This is a genomic window from Streptomyces sp. NPDC056224 (assembly GCF_042267665.1).
In the GTDB taxonomy this organism is placed as follows: Bacteria; Actinomycetota; Actinomycetes; order Streptomycetales; family Streptomycetaceae; genus Streptomyces.
This window is the reverse complement of sequence record NZ_JBHJTK010000008.1, coordinates 103,050-122,079: the sequence shown is the minus strand read 5'-3', so window position 1 is coordinate 122,079 and position 19,030 is coordinate 103,050. Positions and strand designations below refer to the sequence as shown.

The 19,030-nt window shown below is 71.0% G+C and carries 16 protein-coding genes and 1 tRNA gene; 1 reads left to right on the top strand and 16 read right to left on the bottom strand.

Features of this window, described 5'->3' with window-relative positions; genetic code table 11:
• Window positions 1-101: 101 nt before the first annotated feature.
• From ACFCZ1_RS13700 to ACFCZ1_RS13630, 15 genes are all read right to left on the bottom strand, one after another.
• Window positions 102-1,436 (bottom strand): MraY family glycosyltransferase, encoded by a 1,335-nt coding sequence (locus ACFCZ1_RS13700; protein ID WP_376678560.1) that lies wholly within the window; start codon window positions 1,434-1,436, stop codon window positions 102-104.
• A gap of 116 nt (window positions 1,437-1,552) precedes the next feature.
• Window positions 1,553-2,782, bottom strand: coding sequence for a serine hydroxymethyltransferase (glyA, locus tag ACFCZ1_RS13695; RefSeq protein ID WP_376678559.1), 1,230 nt, complete (start codon window positions 2,780-2,782; stop codon window positions 1,553-1,555).
• 104 nt (window positions 2,783-2,886) lie between these two features.
• A complete protein-coding gene (locus ACFCZ1_RS13690; protein ID WP_376678558.1) occupies window positions 2,887-3,543 on the bottom strand; it encodes a protein-tyrosine-phosphatase in 657 nt (218 codons plus the stop codon).
• Window positions 3,540-4,187 carry an L-threonylcarbamoyladenylate synthase gene (locus ACFCZ1_RS13685; protein WP_376678557.1) on the bottom strand — a complete coding sequence of 216 codons (648 nt, stop codon included), beginning with the start codon at window positions 4,185-4,187 and terminating at the stop codon, window positions 3,540-3,542. Before ACFCZ1_RS13685 ends, ACFCZ1_RS13690 begins: the two co-directional genes overlap by 4 nt.
• Before the next feature lie 49 nt (window positions 4,188-4,236).
• Window positions 4,237-5,082: a peptide chain release factor N(5)-glutamine methyltransferase gene (gene prmC, locus ACFCZ1_RS13680; protein WP_376678556.1), complete on the bottom strand. Its 846-nt coding sequence runs from the start codon at window positions 5,080-5,082 to the stop codon at window positions 4,237-4,239.
• Between the two features lie 62 nt (window positions 5,083-5,144).
• Window positions 5,145-6,224: a peptide chain release factor 1 gene (gene prfA, locus ACFCZ1_RS13675; protein WP_362392970.1), complete on the bottom strand. Its 1,080-nt coding sequence runs from the start codon at window positions 6,222-6,224 to the stop codon at window positions 5,145-5,147.
• Window positions 6,225-6,355: 131 nt separating this feature from the next.
• A complete protein-coding gene (gene rpmE / locus ACFCZ1_RS13670) occupies window positions 6,356-6,574 on the bottom strand; it encodes a 50S ribosomal protein L31 (protein WP_215148851.1) in 219 nt (72 codons plus the stop codon).
• A 163-nt stretch (window positions 6,575-6,737) separates the two neighbouring features.
• Entirely contained in the window at window positions 6,738-7,838 is a 1,101-nt protein-coding gene (locus tag ACFCZ1_RS13665) for an LCP family protein (RefSeq protein WP_376678555.1), read from the bottom strand.
• Window positions 7,839-8,028: 190 nt separating this feature from the next.
• Window positions 8,029-10,170 (bottom strand): transcription termination factor Rho, encoded by a 2,142-nt coding sequence (gene rho / locus ACFCZ1_RS13660; RefSeq protein ID WP_376678554.1) that lies wholly within the window; start codon window positions 10,168-10,170, stop codon window positions 8,029-8,031.
• A gap of 426 nt (window positions 10,171-10,596) precedes the next feature.
• Window positions 10,597-11,523, bottom strand: coding sequence for a homoserine kinase (gene thrB, locus ACFCZ1_RS13655; RefSeq protein ID WP_376678553.1), 927 nt, complete (start codon window positions 11,521-11,523; stop codon window positions 10,597-10,599).
• A gap of 299 nt (window positions 11,524-11,822) precedes the next feature.
• Window positions 11,823-12,893, bottom strand: a complete 1,071-nt coding sequence (thrC, locus tag ACFCZ1_RS13650) for a threonine synthase (protein WP_376678552.1) — start codon at window positions 12,891-12,893, stop codon at window positions 11,823-11,825.
• A gap of 6 nt (window positions 12,894-12,899) precedes the next feature.
• Window positions 12,900-14,189 (bottom strand): homoserine dehydrogenase, encoded by a 1,290-nt coding sequence (locus tag ACFCZ1_RS13645; protein WP_376678663.1) that lies wholly within the window; start codon window positions 14,187-14,189, stop codon window positions 12,900-12,902.
• A 126-nt stretch (window positions 14,190-14,315) separates the two neighbouring features.
• Window positions 14,316-15,707, bottom strand: a complete 1,392-nt coding sequence (lysA, locus tag ACFCZ1_RS13640; RefSeq protein WP_376678551.1) for a diaminopimelate decarboxylase — start codon at window positions 15,705-15,707, stop codon at window positions 14,316-14,318.
• Between the two features lie 19 nt (window positions 15,708-15,726).
• Window positions 15,727-16,728, bottom strand: a complete 1,002-nt coding sequence (gene nrtL, locus ACFCZ1_RS13635) for an ArgS-related anticodon-binding protein NrtL (protein ID WP_376678550.1) — start codon at window positions 16,726-16,728, stop codon at window positions 15,727-15,729.
• Between the two features lie 70 nt (window positions 16,729-16,798).
• Window positions 16,799-17,296: a response regulator gene (locus ACFCZ1_RS13630; protein ID WP_376678549.1), complete on the bottom strand. Its 498-nt coding sequence runs from the start codon at window positions 17,294-17,296 to the stop codon at window positions 16,799-16,801.
• A gap of 82 nt (window positions 17,297-17,378) precedes the next feature.
• Between ACFCZ1_RS13630 and ACFCZ1_RS13625 the strand changes: the two genes are divergently transcribed.
• A tRNA-Arg gene (locus tag ACFCZ1_RS13625) sits at window positions 17,379-17,450 on the top strand.
• A 266-nt stretch (window positions 17,451-17,716) separates the two neighbouring features.
• Here ACFCZ1_RS13625 and ACFCZ1_RS13620 read toward each other — a convergent pair.
• The gene (locus ACFCZ1_RS13620) at window positions 17,717-19,018 is read right to left on the bottom strand and encodes a tyrosine-type recombinase/integrase (RefSeq protein ID WP_376678548.1); all 1,302 of its coding nucleotides are present in this window, start codon (window positions 19,016-19,018) and stop codon (window positions 17,717-17,719) included.
• Between the last annotated feature and the right edge of the window lie 12 nt (window positions 19,019-19,030).

Here is a 19,030-nt window from a genome sequence, read left to right as displayed (position 1 = left end):
GTGCTGACTGTCACACATGAGAGGGACCCTGCGCGTGTGTGCGCGACAGCGGGGCCTCTTGTCTGGTAAAGGGGGTTCATGTCCGACATGCGTCGGCGCCGTCAGCGGGCCGATTCAGCCTTACGCCGCTCGGGGAAGCGCGAACGGGGGCCGATGGCGGTCGCGCCGTTGACGCCCGACACACCGGCGGCGATCGGCCCGACGGGTTCCGGCTCGGTTCCCGAGGCGTCCGCGGCGGCGGCTTCCGCCGCGGCCTCTGCGGCCCGCGCGGCGTGCCGGTAGCGCGGCGGCACCAGCCGCTCCGCCCAGCGCGGAGCGCGCGGGGTGAAGCGCGGCAGGAGCAGCAGGGTCAGGCCCACCGCGCTGAGCGCGGCGATCGCCAGCACGATCCACATCGAGGCGGAGTTCACCGAATACGCCACGGTGCCGAAGGCGATCAGGCCCGACCAGAAATACATGATCAGCACCGCGCGGCTGTGCGAGTGCCCGAGTTCGAGGAGCCGGTGGTGCAGGTGCCCGCGGTCGGCGGCGAAGGGCGACTGGCCCTTCCAGGTGCGCCGGACGATGGCCAGGATCAGGTCGGCCATGGGGATCGCGATGATGGTCAGCGGCAGCAGCAGCGGGATGTAGGCGGGGAGCATCGCGTGCGTCGCGTTGCGCTCACCGCCCGCGAACAGGGCCAGCGCGTCGGGGTCCACCTGGCCGCTGATCGAGATGGCGGCGGCGGCGAGCACCAGGCCGATGAGCATCGAGCCGGAGTCGCCCATGAAGATCCGGGCGGGGTGCATGTTGTGCGGCAGGAAGCCGAGGCACATGCCCATCAGGATCGCGGCGAAGAGCGTCGCGGGCGCGGCCGCCTCGATGCCGTAGCCGAACCAGATCCGGTAGGCGTACAGGAAGAACGCGGTGGCGGCGATGCAGACCATGCCGGCGGCGAGGCCGTCGAGGCCGTCCACGAAGTTCACGGCGTTGATGGTGATCACGACGAGGGCCACGGTGAGCAGGTTGCCCTGCCACTGGGTGAGCGAGACCGTTCCGATCCCCGGGACGGGGATGAACAGGATGGTCAGACCCTGCATGACCATCACGCCGGCGGAGATCATCTGCGCGCCGAGCTTGATCAGGGCGTCGATCTCGAACTTGTCGTCGAGTACGCCGACCAGCCAGATCAGGGCTGCGCCGGAGAGCAGGGCGCGCGGTTCGTTCGACAGCTCGAAGACGCCGTTGAGGTTGCGCAGGTGGTCCGCGACCAGCAGTCCCGCGCACAGACCGCCGAACATGGCGATGCCGCCCAGCCGCGGCGTGGGCTCGCGGTGCACGTCACGCGCACGGATCTCCGGCATGGCCCCGGCCGCGATCGCGAACTTCCGCACGGGCCCGGTCAGCAGGTAGGTCACCGCGACCGTGACGCAAAGCGTCAGCAGATATTCACGCACGGGCTGCCCCAGATGTATCGCCGGCCATCTCAGCCCCACACATTAGCTGTGATGTCGCCACCACCGAGGACGCGAGGGGGCGGCATCCCGGTTGCACTACGCCCCTCTTGTCCTGATTACTCACCGTACGGGGGGAATTCCAGCGTCAGCTCGTTGACCTCCGTACGGGTCTTCGCGGCTTCCCCGTGCAGCGCGGCGGCAAACAGTGCCGCGATGCGGAGCATCTCCGGCTCCCCCATCCCCTGGGTGGTCACGGCGGCCGTGCCCAGCCGGATGCCCCGCTGGTCCCCGTACGGGAGGGCGCAGGTGTCGAGCACGATCCCGGCGGCGGCCAGCCGGCCGCGCGCGGTCGGGCCGTCGACGCCCAGCGGGGCCGGGTCGGCGGTGATCAGGTGCGTGTCCGTGCCGCCGGTGGTGATCGTGAAACCGTGGTCCTCCAGCGCCTCCGCCAGCGCCCGGGCGTTGCCGACGACCCGGTGGGCGTACGTGGTGAAGGCGGGGCCCGCGGCCTCCCCGAAGGCGACGGCCTTGGCGGCGATGGTGTGCATCTGGGCGCCGCCCTGGGTGAACGGGAACACCGCCCGGTCGATCCGCTCGGCGAACTCGGCGCCGCACAGGAGCATCCCGCCGCGCGGCCCGCGCAGCACCTTGTGCGTGGTCGCGCAGACGATGTCGGCGTACGGGACCGGACTGGGCGCGGCCCCGCCGGCCACCAGCCCGATCGGATGGGCGGCGTCGGCGATCAGATAGGCCCCGACCTCGTCGGCGATCTCCCGGAAGGCCGAGTACTCGGGGTGGCGGGGGTAGGAGATGGACCCGCAGACGATCGCCTTGGGGCGGTGCGCGCGGGCGAGGTCCTGCACCTGCTGGTAGTCGATGAGGCCCGTCTCGGCGTCGACCCCGTACCCGACGAAGTCGAACCACCGGCCGGAGAAGTTGGCGGGCGAGCCGTGGGTGAGGTGGCCGCCGTACGGGAGCCCCATCGCCAGCACCGTGTCCCCGGGCCGCAGGAGCGCCGCGTAGGCGGCCAGGACGGCGGAGGAGCCGGAGTGCGGCTGTACGTTGGCGTGCTCGGCCGCGAACAGCGCCTTGGCCCGTTCCACGGCGATCCGCTCGGCCACGTCGACGTACTCGCACCCGCCGTGGTAGCGGTTGCCGGGGTATCCCTCGGCGTACTTGTTGGAGAGCGTCGACCCGACTGCGGCGAGCACGGCGGGCGAGGTGAAGTTCTCGGCGGCGATCAGCTGCAGCGTGCTCGCCTGCCGCTGTCGCTCCCCCGCGAGCACGTCGGCCATCTGCGGGTCCTGCCGTCGCAGGAGGTCCGTGGGCTGGGTGATGACGCTCATGGCGCGACTCCAGGGGTACCGGGTACCAGCCACTGTAGGCCCGGGCCGCGCATCGCGCCCCGCGACGGGCCGCGCGTCGGGGCCCCGCTGCGGACCCCGCGGGCTCAGCGGGAGGCGGTGACGCCCGTCAGGGCCGTGACCACCGGGTCCAGCGCCTGGTTGATCTCGTCGCCGATCGAGCGGAAGAAGGTGATCGGCGCCCCGTAGGGGTCGTACACCTCGTCCGCGTCGGGCGACGGGGCCAGCAGCCAGCCCCGCAGGGCCGCCGCGGCCCGTACGAGCGCCCGCGCCCGCTCCGCCATGCCGTCGTCCAGCGGCGGCAGCGTGGCCGGATCTATCGCCCGGACCAGCCGGGTGAACTCCTTCAGCGTGAAGGTGCGCAGCCCCGCCGAATGCCCCATCGAGATGACCTGGGCCCGGTGGTCGCGCGTGGCGGTCAGCACCAGGTCCGCGCGTATGACGTGCTCGTCCAGCAGCTCCCGCCCGGTGAACCCGGACGCGTCGGCCCCGAAGTCCGCCAGCACGGCGGCCGCGTTCGCCTCCATGGGGGCGCCCTCGTGGCCCCAGGTGCCGGCGCTCTCCACGATGAGGTCCCCGTGGACGAGGCCGCCGAGGCGGTGCGAGAGGGCATGGCGCGTCAGCCGCTCGGTGATGGGCGAGCGGCACACGTTGCCGGTGCTGACGTGGAGGATGCGGAAGGTGTCTCCCCCAGCCTCTGCCGGGAGGTACCCCGTTGCTATGCCACGCCCCTCAGGGCTCACGGGGCGACCTCGAGGTCGGGTACGACCTCCCGCAGCTGGTCCGCGGTGAGCGCCCCTTCACGCAGCAGGACGGGAACCTTCCCCGTGACGTCGACGATCGACGACGGCTGGATGCCGGGGGTCGGCCCGCCGTCGAGGTACACGGACACCGAGTCCCCGAGCATCTCGCGCGCCGCGTCGCAGTCCTCCGGCGCCGGGTGCCCGGACAGGTTCGCCGAGGACACCGCCATCGGGCCGACCTCGGTCAGCAGCTCGATCGCGACGGGGTGCAGGGGCATGCGTACGGCGACGGTGCCGTGGGTGTCGCCGAGGTCCCACGCGAGCGAGGGCTGGTGCTTGGCGACCAGCGTCAGCGCCCCCGGCCAGAACGCGTCGACGAGCTCCCACGCCTGCTCGGAGAAATCGGTGACCAGGCCGTGCAGGGTGTTCGGGGAGCCGATGAGGACGGGGGTGGGCATGCCGCGGCCCCGGCCCTTGGCGGCGAGCAGGTCGTTCACGGCCTCGGGGCTGAAGGCGTCCGCGCCGATCCCGTACAGGGTGTCGGTGGGCAGCACGACGAGCTCGCCGCGGCGCACGGCGGATGCGGCTTCGCGCAGGCCCGTCTTGCGGTCCGTCGCGTCGTTGCAGTCGTATCGCCGGGCCATCAGCGGGCCTCCTCAAGCAGCAGGGGGGTGACGGGAAGGGTCGCGCCGGTCACGGCAGTGCCTTGCGGGCAGTCGCGAAGCGCGGGCGGTTGTTGAGATCCGGATGGTCGGCGGCGTCGGCCCAGCCCTGCTCCTCGGCGAAGATCCACGGGACCTGGCCGCCCTGGGTGTCGGCGTGCTCGATGACGACGATGCCGCCGGGCCGCAGCAGCCGGTGCGCGGTGCGCTCGATGCCGCGGATGGTGTCGAGGCCGTCCTCGCCGGAGAACAGGGCCATCTCCGGGTCGTGGTCGCGCGCCTCGGGGGCCACGTACTCCCACTCGGTGAGCGGGATGTACGGCGGGTTGGAGATCACCAGGTCGACCTGGCCGTCGAGCTCCGGCAGGGCGCTGAGCGCGTCGCCCTGGTGGACGGTGACCCGGGAGCCCTCGGCGTTCTTGCGGGTCCACCGCAGGGCGTCCTCGGACAGCTCGACCGCGTGCACGCGCGAGCGCGGCACCTCCTGCGCCATGGCCAGTGCGATCGCGCCGGAACCGGTGCACAGGTCGACGATCATCGGCTCGACGACGTCCATCGCCCGGACGGCGTGTATGGCCCAGTCCACGACCGACTCGGTCTCGGGCCGCGGGACGAAGACCCCGGGGCCGACCTGGAGCTCCAGGTACCGGAAGAAGGCGCGGCCGGTGATGTGCTGGAGCGGCTCGCGCGCCTCGCGGCGGGCGACGGCCTCCCAGTAGCGGGCGTCGAAGTCCGCGTCCTTGACGTGGTGCAGTTCCCCCCGCTTGACGCCGTGCACGAAGGCCGCGAGCTCCTCCGCGTCGAAGCGCGGTGAGGGCACGCCGGCGGCGGCCAGCCGCTGGGTGGCCTGGGCCACCTCGGCAAGCAGCAAGTTCACGCTGGTCCTCCGGGCTGCTGTCGTACGGGGTGAAGCGGGGGGGCAGGCAGGTCAGGCAGGGGTCAGTGCGCGGCCGCGAGCTTCGCGGCGGAGTCCGTGTCGACGCAGGCCTGGATGACCGCGTCGAGGTCGCCGTCGAGCACCTGGTCCAAGTTGTACGCCTTGAAACCGGTCCGGTGGTCCGAGATCCGGTTTTCCGGGTAGTTGTACGTACGGATCTTCTCGGAGCGGTCCACGCTGCGCACCTGGCTGCGGCGCACGTCGGAGGCCTCCTGCTCGGCGGCTTCCTGGGCGGCGGCCAGCAGGCGCGAGCGCAGGATGCGCATGGCCTGCTCCTTGTTCTGGAGCTGGCTCTTCTCGTTCTGGCAGGAGGCGACCACGCCGGTCGGCAGGTGCGTGATGCGCACGGCCGAGTCGGTGGTGTTGACGGACTGGCCGCCGGGGCCCGACGAGCGGTAGACGTCGATGCGGAGGTCGTTCATGTTGATCTCGACCTCGACCTCCTCGGCCTCCGGGGTGACGAGCACGCCGGCGGCGGAGGTGTGGATGCGGCCCTGGGACTCGGTGGCCGGAACGCGCTGGACGCGGTGCACGCCGCCCTCGTACTTCAGGCGGGCCCACACGCCCTGGCCGGGCTCGGTGGCGCCGTTGCCGCCCTTGGTGCGGACGGAGACCTGGACGTCCTTGTAGCCGCCGAGCTCGGACTCGGTGGCGTCGATGATCTCGGTCTTCCAGCCCACGCGCTCGGCGTAGCGCAGGTACATGCGCAGCAGGTCGCCGGCGAACAGGGCCGACTCGTCGCCGCCCGCGCCCGCCTTGACCTCCAGGAGCACGTCCTTGTCGTCGCTGGGGTCGCGCGGGACCAGGAGCAGGCGGAGCTTCTCGGTGAGCTCCTCGCGCTGCTGGGTCAGCTCCTTGACCTCGGCTGCGAAGTCCGGGTCGTCGGCCGCGAACTCCTTGGCCGTCTCGATGTCCTCGGCCGACTGCTTCCAGGCGCGGAAGGTCGCAACGATCGGGGTCAGCTCCGCGTAGCGCTTGTTCAGCTTGCGGGCGTTGGCCTGATCGGAGTGGACCGAAGGGTCGGCGAGCTTCTTCTCAAGATCGGCGTGCTCGCCGATCAGTTCCTCGACCGCCTCGAACATCGGGGTACTCCTGGGGTGAAAGTGCGGGGGTACCGCACGGGGCTGGGTTACGGGCTAGACGACGACAAAGGCGCCGGTCCGGCCGCCCCCGAGTGGACAGGGAGCGACCGGAAACCGGCGCCTGGGTCGCGCTACTTCTTGGCCGCACCCTTGCCGAAGCGAGCCTCGAAGCGGGCCACACGGCCACCGGTGTCGAGGATCTTCTGCTTGCCCGTGTAGAACGGGTGGCACTCGGAGCAGACCTCGGCACGGATGGTGCCCTCGGTGAGGGTGCTACGGGTGGTGAACGACGCGCCACAGGTGCAGCTGACCTGGGTCTCGACGTACTGGGGGTGGATCTCGCTCTTCAAGGTGTCTCCTAGATTCGGGAGGGCGCCGGGTCGCAGGAGCCGAATTGCGCGCTGCGTGAACCGGGGCCGACAGACCAGTCTGCCAGGACCGGGCTGCCTGTCAAAATTCTGAGGACGCCTCCCTCAACGGAGGGGGGTCGCCGTCTATTCCGCACCGGCTTCCCTACCGGACGACGGCGCCCGCCGTGCCCTTGTCCCCGGTGGAGTTCACGGTGGCCTCGGCGGGGATGGGCTGGTCCGCCAGCAGGGCGTCCCAGACCAGCTTGCACTCCTTCTTGAGCGGGGCCACGCGGTTCTCGTCGATCGCGTCCGTGGTCACCGGCATGGTGATCATCTGCATGTCCTGGGCGTCGATGCCCTGGAGGCTCTGGGCGAACCCCATGAGGGACTTCACGTCACCGAGCGCCCGGTCGGTGGTGAGCGCCTTGGTGCCGGTGTCCGCGAGGCCGAGCAGCTGCTTGGGGTTGTCGAAGAGGCCGATGCCCTTGACCTGCTTGATCAGCGCCTTCATGAAGGCCTGCTGGAGCTGTATTCGGCCGAGGTCGCCGCCGTCCCCGACGCCGTGGCGGGTACGGACTAGGCCCAGGGCCTGTTCGCCGTTCAGCTTGTTGGGGCCGGCCGGGAGGTCCACGTGGGCGAGCTCGTCCTTGATCGGCTTCGAGGTGGTCACCTCGACGCCGCCGAGGGTGTCGATGATCTTCTTGAAGCCCGTGAAGTCGACCTCGACGTAGTGGTCCATGCGGATCCCGGACATCTTCTCGACGGTCTTGACCGCGCAGGCGGCCCCGCCGATGGTGTACGCCTCGTTGAACTGCTTGCGCGAGCCGCCGGGGTTGGTCTTCCCCTTGCCGGTGGGGCATTCGGGCCGGCCGGTCATGAGGTCGCGGGGGATCGATATGACGCTGGCCTTCTCGTGGCCCTCGTACAGGTGGACGATCATCGCGGTGTCGGAGCGCGCGGAGCCGCCGTCGTCCGGGCCGTACTCGGAGTTCGCGCCGCCGCGGGAGTCCGAGCCCAGGACCAGGATGTCCATGGACCCGTTGTCGACGTTCTGCGGGCGGTCGGCGCCGAGCGCCTGGTCGATGTCGACGGTCTTCAGATTGCCGTTGAGCTTGAAGTAGAAGTAGCCGAGGCCCGCCCCGCCGAGCAGGACCACGCCCGCGGCGCTCCACGCGGCGATGACGAGGGCCCTGCGGCGCTTCGGCGGTTTCCGTCGGCGCCGGCCTGCGGCGCGCCGGCCGCTGCCCGTGCTGTCGTCGCTCATGCTCTCCTCGGTCCTCAAGTCCGTTTCCCCGGTCATCTGCGGCCGCCGTAACCGTGCGGTCTCTGACAGAGACGGCCGGGCGCCGCTCGGGGTTCCACGGCGCCCTCGGCGCGGGACGGTTGTGCGCAAGAGCACAGCCGCCCCCGCCGCGGATGCGGCGGGGGCGGCTGTGGTGACGCCGTGACGCGGGTCAGTCGTCGTTCTTGCCCGACGGAGTCGTCTTGGCGATCTGCATCAGGAACTCGGCGTTCGACTTCGTCTGCTTCATCTTGTCGAGGAGCAGCTCGATCGCCTGCTGCGAGTCGAGCGCGTGCAGCACCCGGCGCAGCTTCCACACGATGGCGAGCTCCTCCGCGTTGAGGAGGATCTCCTCCTTGCGGGTGCCCGACGGGTCGACGTCGACGGCCGGGAAGATGCGCTTGTCGGCGAGCTTGCGGTCGAGCTTGAGCTCCATGTTGCCGGTGCCCTTGAACTCCTCGAAGATCACCTCGTCCATGCGCGAGCCGGTGTCGACCAGCGCGGTGGCCAGGATGGTCAGCGAGCCGCCGTCCTCGATGTTGCGCGCGGCACCGAAGAAGCGCTTCGGCGGGTACAGCGCGGTCGAGTCGACACCACCGGACAGGATGCGGCCGGAGGCGGGCGCCGCGAGGTTGTACGCGCGGCCCAGACGGGTGATGGAGTCCAGCAGGACGACCACGTCGTGACCCAGCTCGACGAGGCGCTTGGCGCGCTCGATGGCCAGCTCGGCGACGGTGGTGTGGTCCTCGGCCGGACGGTCGAAGGTCGAGGAGATGACCTCGCCCTTGACCGACCGCTGCATGTCGGTGACCTCTTCCGGACGCTCGTCGACCAGGACGACCATCAGGTGGCACTCGGGGTTGTTGGTGGTGATCGCGTTGGCGATCGCCTGCATGATCATGGTCTTGCCGGTCTTCGGCGGGGCCACGATCAGGCCTCGCTGACCCTTGCCGATCGGCGACACGAGGTCGATGATGCGGGTCGTCAGCACGCCCGGGTCGGTCTCCAGACGGAGCCGGTCCTGCGGGTAGAGCGGGGTCAGCTTCTGGAACTCCGGTCGGCCGCGGCCGGATTCGGGCGCCATGCCGTTCACCGAGTCGAGGCGCACCAGGGCGTTGAACTTCTCGCGGCGCTCGCCGTCCTTGGGCTGGCGCACGGCACCCGTGGTGTGGTCACCCTTGCGCAGACCCGCCTTGCGGACCTGGGCGAGGGAGACGTACACGTCGTTGGGGCCGGGCAGGTAGCCCGAGGTCCGGATGAACGCGTAGTTGTCGAGGATGTCGAGGATGCCCGCGACGGGGATCAGCACGTCGTCGTCGGCGACCTGCGGCTCGTTCGGGGCGAACTCGTCGCGGCCGCGACGGCCACGGCGGTCGCGGTAGCGGCCGCGACGGCCACGGCGGCCGCCCTCGTCGTCGAAGTCGTCCTGCGGACCGTTGTCCTGGCGGTCCTGACGGCCCTGCTGCTGACGGTCCTGACGGCCGCCCTGCTGCTGGCGGTCGCCGCGCTCGGCGCGGTCCTGACGGCCGCCGCCCTGCGCGCCCTGGCCCTGCTGGACCTGGCCGCCCTGGCCGCCCTGGCCGCCCTGGCCGCCCTGACCCTGCTCGTCGGCCTTGGCACCGCGGTCGCGGCGGTCACGCTGACGGTCGCCGCGCTCGGCACGGTCACCGCGGTCGGCGCGGTCACGGCGGTCGCGACGGCCACGGCCCTCGCCGTCCTGCGCGGGGGCGGAGACGGCGGTGGCCGCCTCGGCCTTCACGTCCGTCTGCGGCGCGCTGACGGCCTCGGCCTTGGCGGTCTCGGTCTTCTGCTCGACCTGTACGGCGACGGGGGCCGAGGCCTCCGGGCTGCCGGAGGGCGCGGTGGCCCGGCGGCGGCGGCGCTCGCCGACCGGGGCGTCTTCTCCGGCTTCGCTCACGCGGGAGGGGCCTCCGGCCGGCTGCCCCGGGATGTCGATCTGCGCCTGCGCGGCAGGCTTCTCGGCGGGCGCCTCGGCGGCGGCCTCGCCCGTACGGGCCTTGCTGGTGGCACGGCGCTTCGGCTTGGCCTCGGCGGCGCCCGCGGCGGCGGAGGCGGCCTTGGACGCACCTGCGCCACCTGCCTGCGTCTCCTTGATGACCTCGATCAGCTGGCTCTTGCGCATCCGCGCGGTGCCCCTGATGCCGAGGCCCGACGCGACCTGCTGCAGCTCGGCCAGGACCATGCCGTCAAGGCCGGTGCCGGTGCGGCGACGCTTGGGTGCGGCGCCCGCGGCGGGGGCACTGGTGTCGACAGATGCGTCGGCAGCGCCCATCAGATCGGTGGTGTCGCTCACGAAGGGTCCTTCCCTGGAGCGGACGTCGGCCTGTCTGGCTCGGCGACCGGTTGTGCTGTCCGACAACAGTCCATTACTTGATGGGTCATGGACTGTGCCGGGGCGGTGGTCCGCCGGTAGAGATACGGCGGAGAGAAACGTGCATGGGTGGTTCCGGCGAGAAGCCCCCGAGCTGGAAGCGTGGGAAAGTCACGCCGATTCCGGAGCGTGCTCGAAACTGCTGGAGTGATCAAAGCAGTCGGGGAGGCTCCCGGAAGAGAGGTGGTCCCGAATGGGGACACTGAGCACCGAGCCATGGCGGCTTCGGATGCGCACTTGAGACTAACACTACCGGATCCAACAGATATTCCCCCTCTCAATCACCGGCAATCGCGCCCTTCCGCGCGGGCGGCCTGCCCTGGCCGCCCGCCCCCGACCGGCCCTGACTCAGCCGCCCTGGGTACCCAGCGGAAGTACGCTCGCGCCCGCGGCGTCGAGGGCGAGCCGGTTCGCCGCCCACCCCTCGCCCGCGAGCTGCGCGACCTTGTCGGCCGCGCCGTTGTCGACCAGCGCGAGGACCGTGGGGCCCGCGCCGGAGATGACCGCGGGGATGCCGTCCGCCCGCAGCCGGTTCACGAGTGCGACGCTCTCGGGCATCGCCGGGGACCGGTACTCCTGGTGGAGCCGGTCTTCGGTGGCCGGCAGCAGCAGCTCGGGGCGCCTGGTCAGGGCTTCCACGAGCAGTGCCGCGCGGCCTGCGTTGACGGCCGCGTCCACGTGCGGGACGGTGCGCGGCAGCAGGCCGCGCGCGGTCTCCGTGAGGACGGGCTTGGAGGGGACGAAGACCACCGGAACGATGGAATCGGCGGGCTCCATCCGGATCGCCTTGGCACTGCCGCCGTCCATCCAGGCCAGCGTGAAGCCGCCGAGCAGACAGGCGGCGACGTTGTCGGGGTGGCCCTCGATCTCGGTGGCGAGCTCCAGCAGCGCCGCGTCGTCGAGTCTGGCCTCTCCGCCTATGGTCACGGCGCGGGCGGCGACGATGCCGGCGCAGATGGCTGCGGAGGAGGAGCCCAGGCCCCGGCCGTGCGGGATGCGGTTGGCGCAGACCACCTCGAGGCCGCGCGGCTGCCCGCCCAGCAGGTCGAAGGCGGTGCGCATGGAGCGTACGAGCAGGTGGCTCTCGTCCCGCGGGAGGGTGTCGGCGCCCTCACCCGCGATGTCGATGTCGAGGCCGGAGTCGGCCACCCGGACGACCACGTCGTCGTAGAGCCCCAGGGCCAGGCCCAGGGCGTCGAAGCCCGGGCCGAGATTGGCACTGCTGGCGGGGACGCGCACCCGTACGGCGGCGGCGCGGAACGCTGGACCGGCCATCGTCCGATGACACTCCTTGTGACTGTGCGAGATCTTCGCTCTTCGCTGGCTCGCTGCGAATGTACTGGAGAACGTACGACACCCGAAGGCCCTGTGGGCAGCACCGCAGTCATATGCGCGGTGGCGGATGTAAGTACAGCCTATCGAAGGAAGGTTCTCTCGCGACATAGGGCGCACGGGAGGCGCACGATGCGTGTCGCGGGTACCGCGGCCTTCAGCCGCACTTTTGTCGTCGTACGGGGCGAGTTGCCGGGTTCCGGAGGACCTTGCGGGCCTCCGGAACCCGGCCCCGGCCGGCCTCAGACCAGGCCGAGGCGGATGGCCGCGGCTTCGGCGTCCACCGGAACGGTGACGGGCTGCGGAGCACCGGCGACCGCCCAGTCGGGGTCCTTGAGGCCGTTGCCGGTGACGGTGCATACGATCTTCTGGCCCGGGTCGACGAGGCCCAGCTCGGCGGCCTTGAGCAGACCGGCCACGGAGGCGGCCGAGGCGGGCTCGACGAAGACACCCTCCTGTGCGGCCAACAGCCGGTAGGCGGCCAGGATCTGACGGTCGGTCACTTCGTCGATGAAGCCGCCCGACTCGTCACGGGCCTGCAGGGCGTAGTCCCAGGACGCCGGGTTGCCGATGCGGATCGCGGTGGCGATGGTGTGCGGCTCCTTGACGACCTCGCCGCGCACGATCGGCGCGGAACCGGAGGCCTGGAAACCCCACACGCGGGGCGTACGGGAGGCCAGGCCGTCGGCCTTGTACTCCTTGAACCCCCTCCAGTACGCGGTGATGTTGCCGGCGTTGCCGACGGGCAGCACGTGGACGTCGGGTGCGTCACCGAGCGCGTCGACGATCTCGAACGCGGCCGTCTTCTGACCCTCGATGCGCACCGGGTTGACCGAATTGACCAGCGCCACCGGGTAGTTGTCGGAGAGCGCGCGGGCCAGGTCCAGGCAGTCGTCGAAGTTGCCGTCCACCTGAAGGATCTTGGCGCCGTGCACGAGGGCCTGGCCCATCTTGCCGAGCGCGATCTTGCCGCGGGGCACGAGCACCGCGCAGACCATCCCGGCGCGCACCGCGTAGGCGGCGGCCGAGGCCGAGGTGTTGCCGGTGGAGGCGCAGATGACGGCCTGCGCACCCTCCTCCTTGGCCTTGGAGATCGCCATGGTCATGCCGCGGTCCTTGAAGGACCCGGTGGGGTTCGCGCCCTCGACCTTGAGGTGGACCTCGCAGCCGGTGCGCTCGGACAGCACCTGCGCGGGAACGAGAGGAGTGCCGCCCTCGCGGAGCGTGACCACGGGAGTGGTGTCCGTCACCGGCAGGCGGTCCCGGTACTCCTCGATGATGCCGCGCCACTGGTGGGTGCGATTGCTGCTCATGGGTCCTTACTCCCCTTCAACACGCATGATGCTGGCGACACCGCGGACGGTGTCCAGCTTCCGCAGCGCCTCGACGGTCCCGGAGAGGGCGGCGTCGGGTGCGCGGTGAGTGACGACGACGAGGGAGGCCTCGCCGTCCTTTCCCTGCTGACGGACGGTGTCGATGGAGACACCGTGCTCCGCGAAGGTGGTCGCCACCTGGGCGAGGACGCCCGGCTTGTCCGCCACATCGAGGCTGATGTGGTAGCGGGTGACGACGTCCCCCATGGGGCTGACCGGCAGCTGGGTGTACGCCGACTCGCCCGGCCCCGTTGCCTCGGCGAGCTTGTTGCGGCAGACGGCGACGAGGTCGCCGAGGACCGCGGACGCGGTCGGCGAACCGCCCGCGCCGGGCCCGTAGAACATGAGCCGCCCGGCGGCCTCGGCCTCGACGAAGACCGCGTTGTACGCCTCGCGGACGGAGGCGAGGGGGTGGCTGAGCGGAATCATCGCCGGATGCACGCGCGCGGTCACCGACTCCCCGTCGGCGGCGCGCTCCAGGATCGCCAGGAGCTTGATGGTGCAGCCCATGCGCTTGGCGGAGGCGAAGTCGGCGGCGCTGACCTCGGTCATGCCCTCGCGGTAGACGTCGTCGAGGCGGACCCGGGTGTGGAAGGCGATGCCGGCCAGGATCGCGGCCTTGGCGGCGGCGTCGTAGCCCTCCACGTCGGCCGTGGGGTCGGCCTCGGCGTACCCGAGGGCCGTGGCCTCGTCGAGCGCCTCCTGGTAGCCGGCCCCGGTGGAGTCCATCTTGTCGAGGATGAAGTTCGTCGTGCCGTTGACGATGCCCATGACGCGGTTGATCTTGTCGCCCGCGAGGGACTCGCGCATCGGACGGACCAGCGGAATGGCGCCGGCGACGGCGGCCTCGTAGTAGAGGTCCAGCCCCCGGGCCTCCGCTGCGGCGTGCAGCGCGGCGCCGTCCTGGGCGAGCAGCGCCTTGTTCGCCGAGACGACGGAGATGCCGTTCTCGAAGGCGGTGGTGATGAGCGTACGGGCGGGCTCGATGCCGCCGATGACCTCGATGGCGATGTCGATGTCGCCGCGTTTGAGGAGGGCGGTCGCGTCGGTGGTGATGAGCGCCGGGTCGATGCCCTCGCGCACCTTGGAGGGCCGCCGTACGGCCACGCCGGCGAGCTCGACGGGCGCACCGATCCTCTGCGTGAGGTCGTCGGCGTGCGTCGTCATGATGCGGGCCACTTCCGAGCCGACCACTCCACAGCCCAGCAGCGCCACCTTCAGCGGACGCGTACGCATCATCGACCTACGCCTTTCGATCTTCCATCAGTACCCCGCGCGCGGCTTGCGCGCGGGGTGGGAACCAGTCTCACTCAATGGACAGCAGTTTCCACCTTCGGTCCATTGACTGAGATGTCTATTTCATCATCCGAGGTCGAGGCGCAGGAGATCTTCCTCCGTCTCGCGGCGGACGATCACGCGGGCCTGTCCGTCGCGCACGGCGACGACGGGCGGGCGGAGCGCGTGGTTGTAGTTGCTGGCCATGGACCGGCAGTACGCGCCGGTGGCGGGGACGGCGATGAGGTCGCCGGGCGCGAGGTCGGCGGGGAGGAAGGCGTCCTTGACGACGATGTCGCCGCTCTCGCAGTGCTTGCCGACGACGCGGACGAGCATCGGCTCCGCCTCGGAGGTGCGCGAGACGAGGGCGACGGAGTACTCGGCGTCGTAGAGGGCGGTCCGGATGTTGTCGGACATCCCGCCGTCGACGCTCACGTACGTACGGAGCCCTTCGAGCGGCTTGATGGTGCCGACCTCGTAGAGGGTGAAGGCGGTGGGGCCGACGATGGCGCGGCCGGGCTCGACGGAGATGCGCGGCGCGGCCAGGCCGGCGGACTCGCACTCGCGGGCCACGATCTCGGTGAGCGCCTTGGCGATCTCGTGCGGCTCGCTCGGGTCGTCGCCGGAGGTGTAGGCGATGCCGAGGCCGCCGCCGAGGTCGATCTCGGGGAGCTCGACGCCGTGCTCGTCGCGTACGGCGGCCAGCAGTCGTACGACGCGCTTGGCGGAGACCTCGAAGCCGGCCATGTCGAAGATCTGCGAGCCGATGTGCGAGTGGACGCCGAGCAGCTCGAGGCTGTCGTGGCCGAGGGCGCGCCGTACGGCCTCGGCGGCGGAGCCGTCGGCCACGGCGATGCCGAACTTCTGGTCCTCGTGGGCGGTGGCGATGAACTCGTGGGTGTGCGCCTCGACGCCGACGGTGACGCGGATCTGGACGGGCTGGCGTACGCCCAGCTCACGGGCGATGTGCGCGACGCGGGCGATCTCCTGGAAGGAGTCGAGCACGATCCGGCCCACGCCGGCCCCGATGGCGCGGGTGATCTCGCCCTCGGACTTGTTGTTGCCGTGGAAGGCGATCCGCGAGGCGGGCATCCCGGCGGCGAGCGCGGTGGCCAGCTCCCCGCCGGAGCACACGTCGAGGTTCAGCCCTTCCTCCTTGAGCCACTTCACGACGGCCTTGGAGAGGAACGCCTTCCCGGCGTAGAAGACGTCGGCGTCCTTGCCGAAGGCGTGCGCCCAGGCCCGGCACCGCGCCCGGAAGTCCTCCTCGTCGAGGAAGTAGGCCGGCGTCCCGAACTCCTCGGCGAGCCGGGTGACTTCGATCCCGCCGACGCTGGCGACGCCCTCGCTGTCACGCGTGACGGTCCGGGCCCAGACCTTCTCGTCGAGTGCGTTGAGGTCGGCGGGCGGCGGGGAGTAGTGCCCCTCGGGCAGGACATCGGCGTGGCGGGGCCCGGCGGGGTGCGCGGAACGGCTCATCGGTATCTCTCTTCGCGGGTCACAGGCGTGTCGGTGCGTCTATGCCGAGCAGGGCCAGGCCGCCGGCCAGCACCGTCCCGGCGGCTTCGGCGAGAGCCAGCCGGGCACGGTGGGCGGCCGAGGGTTTCTCGTCCCCCTGGGGCAGCACGCGGTACTGGAAGTCGAGCAGCGCGTCCGCCAGCTCGACGAGGTGCCGGGTGAGCCGCTCGGGGGCACGGTGGTGCGCGGCGGATTCGAGGACGAGCGGGTGGTCGGCGAGGAGGCGCAGCAGGGCGGGGGCGTCGACGTCGCCCGCCTCCGGGTGGAAGCCCAGTTGGTCGGCGTTCCGTACGAGCGCCCGGCTGCGCGCGTGGGCGTACCGCACCCGGAAGAACTCGCTGGCCTCGCCCTGTACGAGCAGCACCTCGGAGAAGACCGGGGTCTCCCGGGCCGGCACCGCGAGCATCGCCCAGTGGGCGGCGTCGCTCCCGTAGCGGGCGACGACGTCGCGGTCCCGCTTGGCGAGGGGGGCGACGGGCAGGGGCTCGGGCAGCTGCTCGGGCAGCTGCTCGGGCAGGTCGCGCTCGGTGCCGCCGCGGGCGCACAGGAGCCGCAGGACGCTGCGGCGCACGACGCGCTCGCGCGTCCCGAGCCCGGTCTCGTCGGCGGGGACGGCGTGGGCGGCGCCGCCGCACACGTCCCGGATCACGACGTCGCGGACGAGGGCGTCCCGGACGACGGAGGGTGCGGAGGGGGCCGGCAACACGAAGTTGAGGAACCCGGCTCCGGTGACCTCGACGTGCTCGATGCCGGGCTCCGCGCCGAGCCGCCGGGCCAGTACGTCCGCCACGTCACGGGGCGGACAGCCGGCGGCCCTGGCGACCTGGAAGGCGACGGGTGTGGCGTAGTCCCCCACTCCGCCGGGCCGGGTCCGCTCGACGACGACCCGCTCCGGCGCGACCGCGCAGGCGGCCAGCTCCCCGTCGGCGACGGCGCGGCGCACGGCGCCTACGACGCAACGGGAGAGGTCTGCGGGGGTCACGGGACCAGCCTAGGGGAGACCCCCCGTCATCCCGCGAAGGGTTTCGCCATGTGAACAGGAGGCCGGGAACTCAGCCCCGCCCCCTGCCGGCGGGAGCCCCTTTCCTCCCGTCGCGCCGGTCCTTCCCCTCGATCAGCCGCCGTACGACCCGCACCAGCTCGGCGGGCTCGAAGGGCTTCGCGACGAAGGCGTCCACCCCGGCCACCATCCCGGCCTCCACCTCGTGCTGCGTACAGGCGCTCACGATCGCGACGGGCACGTCCCTGGTCCGCGGATCGGCCCGCAACCGCGCGACCGTCCCGAACCCGTCCAGCCGGGGCATGACCACATCAAGGGTGATCACATCGGGAGAGACGTGGTGCACGACGTCCAGGCACTCGGCACCATCGTTCGCGGTCACGACCTCGAAGCCCTCCAGCTCGAGATTGACCTTGATCAGTTGCCTGATGACCTTGTTGTCGTCGACAACAAGCACCCGGCCCGAGACGCCTGACACAACTCGAGAGTAGGTCGGCCCGGGCCCCCGCGTCCGCGTTTTTGCCACTTCCACCCCCTGCGGGCGACCCACCCCCCTCTCCCCCGCAAACCAGTTCCTGATCACCCCACGGAAGCTGGTAGTGTTCAACCCGTCGCCGCACAGCGAACGACACGCCCCCGTAGCTCAGGGGATAGAGCAACGGCCTCCGGAGCCGTGTGCGCAGGTTCGAATCCTGCCGGGGGCACTTCGCAAGAAGCGCCAAAGAAGCCTCTGACCTGCAGAAATGCAAGTCAGGGGCTTTCTTGTTCATACCAAAAGACACACGGCCTGTATGACCGTTGCGCTTTCTATCAACTCGCCCCTCACACGTCCCTGACCTGTGGTTTTGCCTCGCCACGTCGACGGGATCGGGCGTCCCCGACCGCGTGCAAACCGCTCGCGCGGGAGATGCTTGGGACGCAAAAGGTCTACGCGGACCGCCTGATCCTCCACGGGAGTCATGATGGCCCCTCAGTTGTACTCGTCCAGAAGCGCGTCGATGCGTTTGTTCGCGAGGGCCTGGCGCCCATAAAGGCACTTCGCATACCGGGTCATGAGGACCTCTACGCTGTTCCCAGCCCGTTCGGCGACTTCGGTGGGATCGACGCCGGCGTTCAGCCAGGTGGACAGCGCCGAGTGCCGCAGGTCGTAGGGGCGGGCGGCGAGGGGGGATCCCACCAGGCCCGGCGAAAGCGCGAGTTCGCGGGCCTCGCGCCAGGCACGGTCGTAGGTGGTGGATCCCACGATGCCGCCCTTCTCGTTGAAGAACAGCCGACCGTCGTCCGCGGTGCCGAAGGTGTCGACGCTCTCCCGCCACAGGCTGACGAGTTCGTGCGGGAGTGGCACCTTACGCGTGCCTCCCGGCGGTCGACTCTTCAGGCCGCGCAGGTCGTGATTCTGTCCGCTGTCGGTCCACTTCTTGCCGACGGAGGGGCGGGTGGCATGAAGGACCACGCTGCCCCACCCCTCTGTCGGCAGTTCGCAGTCCGGCAACGTAACCGCAACGGCTTCGGCCGGCCGCAGCCCCCCGTAGTACATCCCGGCGAGGAGGCCGACCAGCCTCCGCCCCCGCGCCCGCCCGTAACCACCGACGTAGGAGACCGCACAGAGCAGGTTCCGGGCCTGCACGGGATTGACGACCACCCGGGGATCGACCTGCTGAACGGTTTCGGTGATGCGCCAGCTGATGTTGGCCAGTGGATCGGCGCGGAGCTGACCTAGCTCGATCGCGTACCGCACCGCGTTCACGAACGTCATCCGCTTGCGCCGCTGCGTCTCGGCAGCCGCGACCGTGCCGTCCCTCTTCAGCCGGAGGGCCTGCAGCACACCGCGCATCACGGCTGGGTCCAGCAGGTCATCCAGGGGGCGTGAGGCCCGGGCGACCCAGCCCAGGGCAAGCCGCACCTCTGTGGGCGCCTTGCGCACATCGGGACGGGGCACCACGAACGCCCAGTTTCGCAACGCCCGCCGCAACAACTCGTCATCCGGCCGGCCTCGCGTCCTTCGGAGCATGGCCTCGGTGATCGAGCACAGAGCATCGTTGGTCTCGCTCCGGGTCTTCACCGCGACCTGCACCCAACGCGCCTCCATATATTCGAGCGAGAAGGCGTACCAGCTGAGGGCCAGAGCGCGCTCATTCCTCACCCGGCCGAAGTCATCAGCGGCGGCTTCCTTGATCGCCCGAACCAACGAGGACCCGATCTCGTCGGCAAGCGCTCTGACATCCGCCCCGTCCCCCGCCGCGCGCCCCCGGCGGGACGGTGCGGCAACCACCGCCCTCGACCC

Coding starts and splice junctions, on each gene's coding strand:
- ACFCZ1_RS13685 (WP_376678557.1), bottom strand. CDS start 4,187: ATGGCCCGGCGATACGACTGCAACGACGCGACGGACCGCAAGACGGGC.
- ACFCZ1_RS13645 (WP_376678663.1), bottom strand. CDS start 14,189: ATGCGTACGCGTCCGCTGAAGGTGGCGCTGCTGGGCTGTGGAGTGGTC.
- thrC (WP_376678552.1), bottom strand. CDS start 12,893: ATGAGCAGCAATCGCACCCACCAGTGGCGCGGCATCATCGAGGAGTAC.
- glyA (WP_376678559.1), bottom strand. CDS start 2,782: ATGAGCGTCATCACCCAGCCCACGGACCTCCTGCGACGGCAGGACCCG.
- lysA (WP_376678551.1), bottom strand. CDS start 15,707: ATGAGCCGTTCCGCGCACCCCGCCGGGCCCCGCCACGCCGATGTCCTG.
- prfA (WP_362392970.1), bottom strand. CDS start 6,224: ATGTTCGAGGCGGTCGAGGAACTGATCGGCGAGCACGCCGATCTTGAG.
- ACFCZ1_RS13665 (WP_376678555.1), bottom strand. CDS start 7,838: ATGAGCGACGACAGCACGGGCAGCGGCCGGCGCGCCGCAGGCCGGCGC.
- thrB (WP_376678553.1), bottom strand. CDS start 11,523: ATGGCCGGTCCAGCGTTCCGCGCCGCCGCCGTACGGGTGCGCGTCCCC.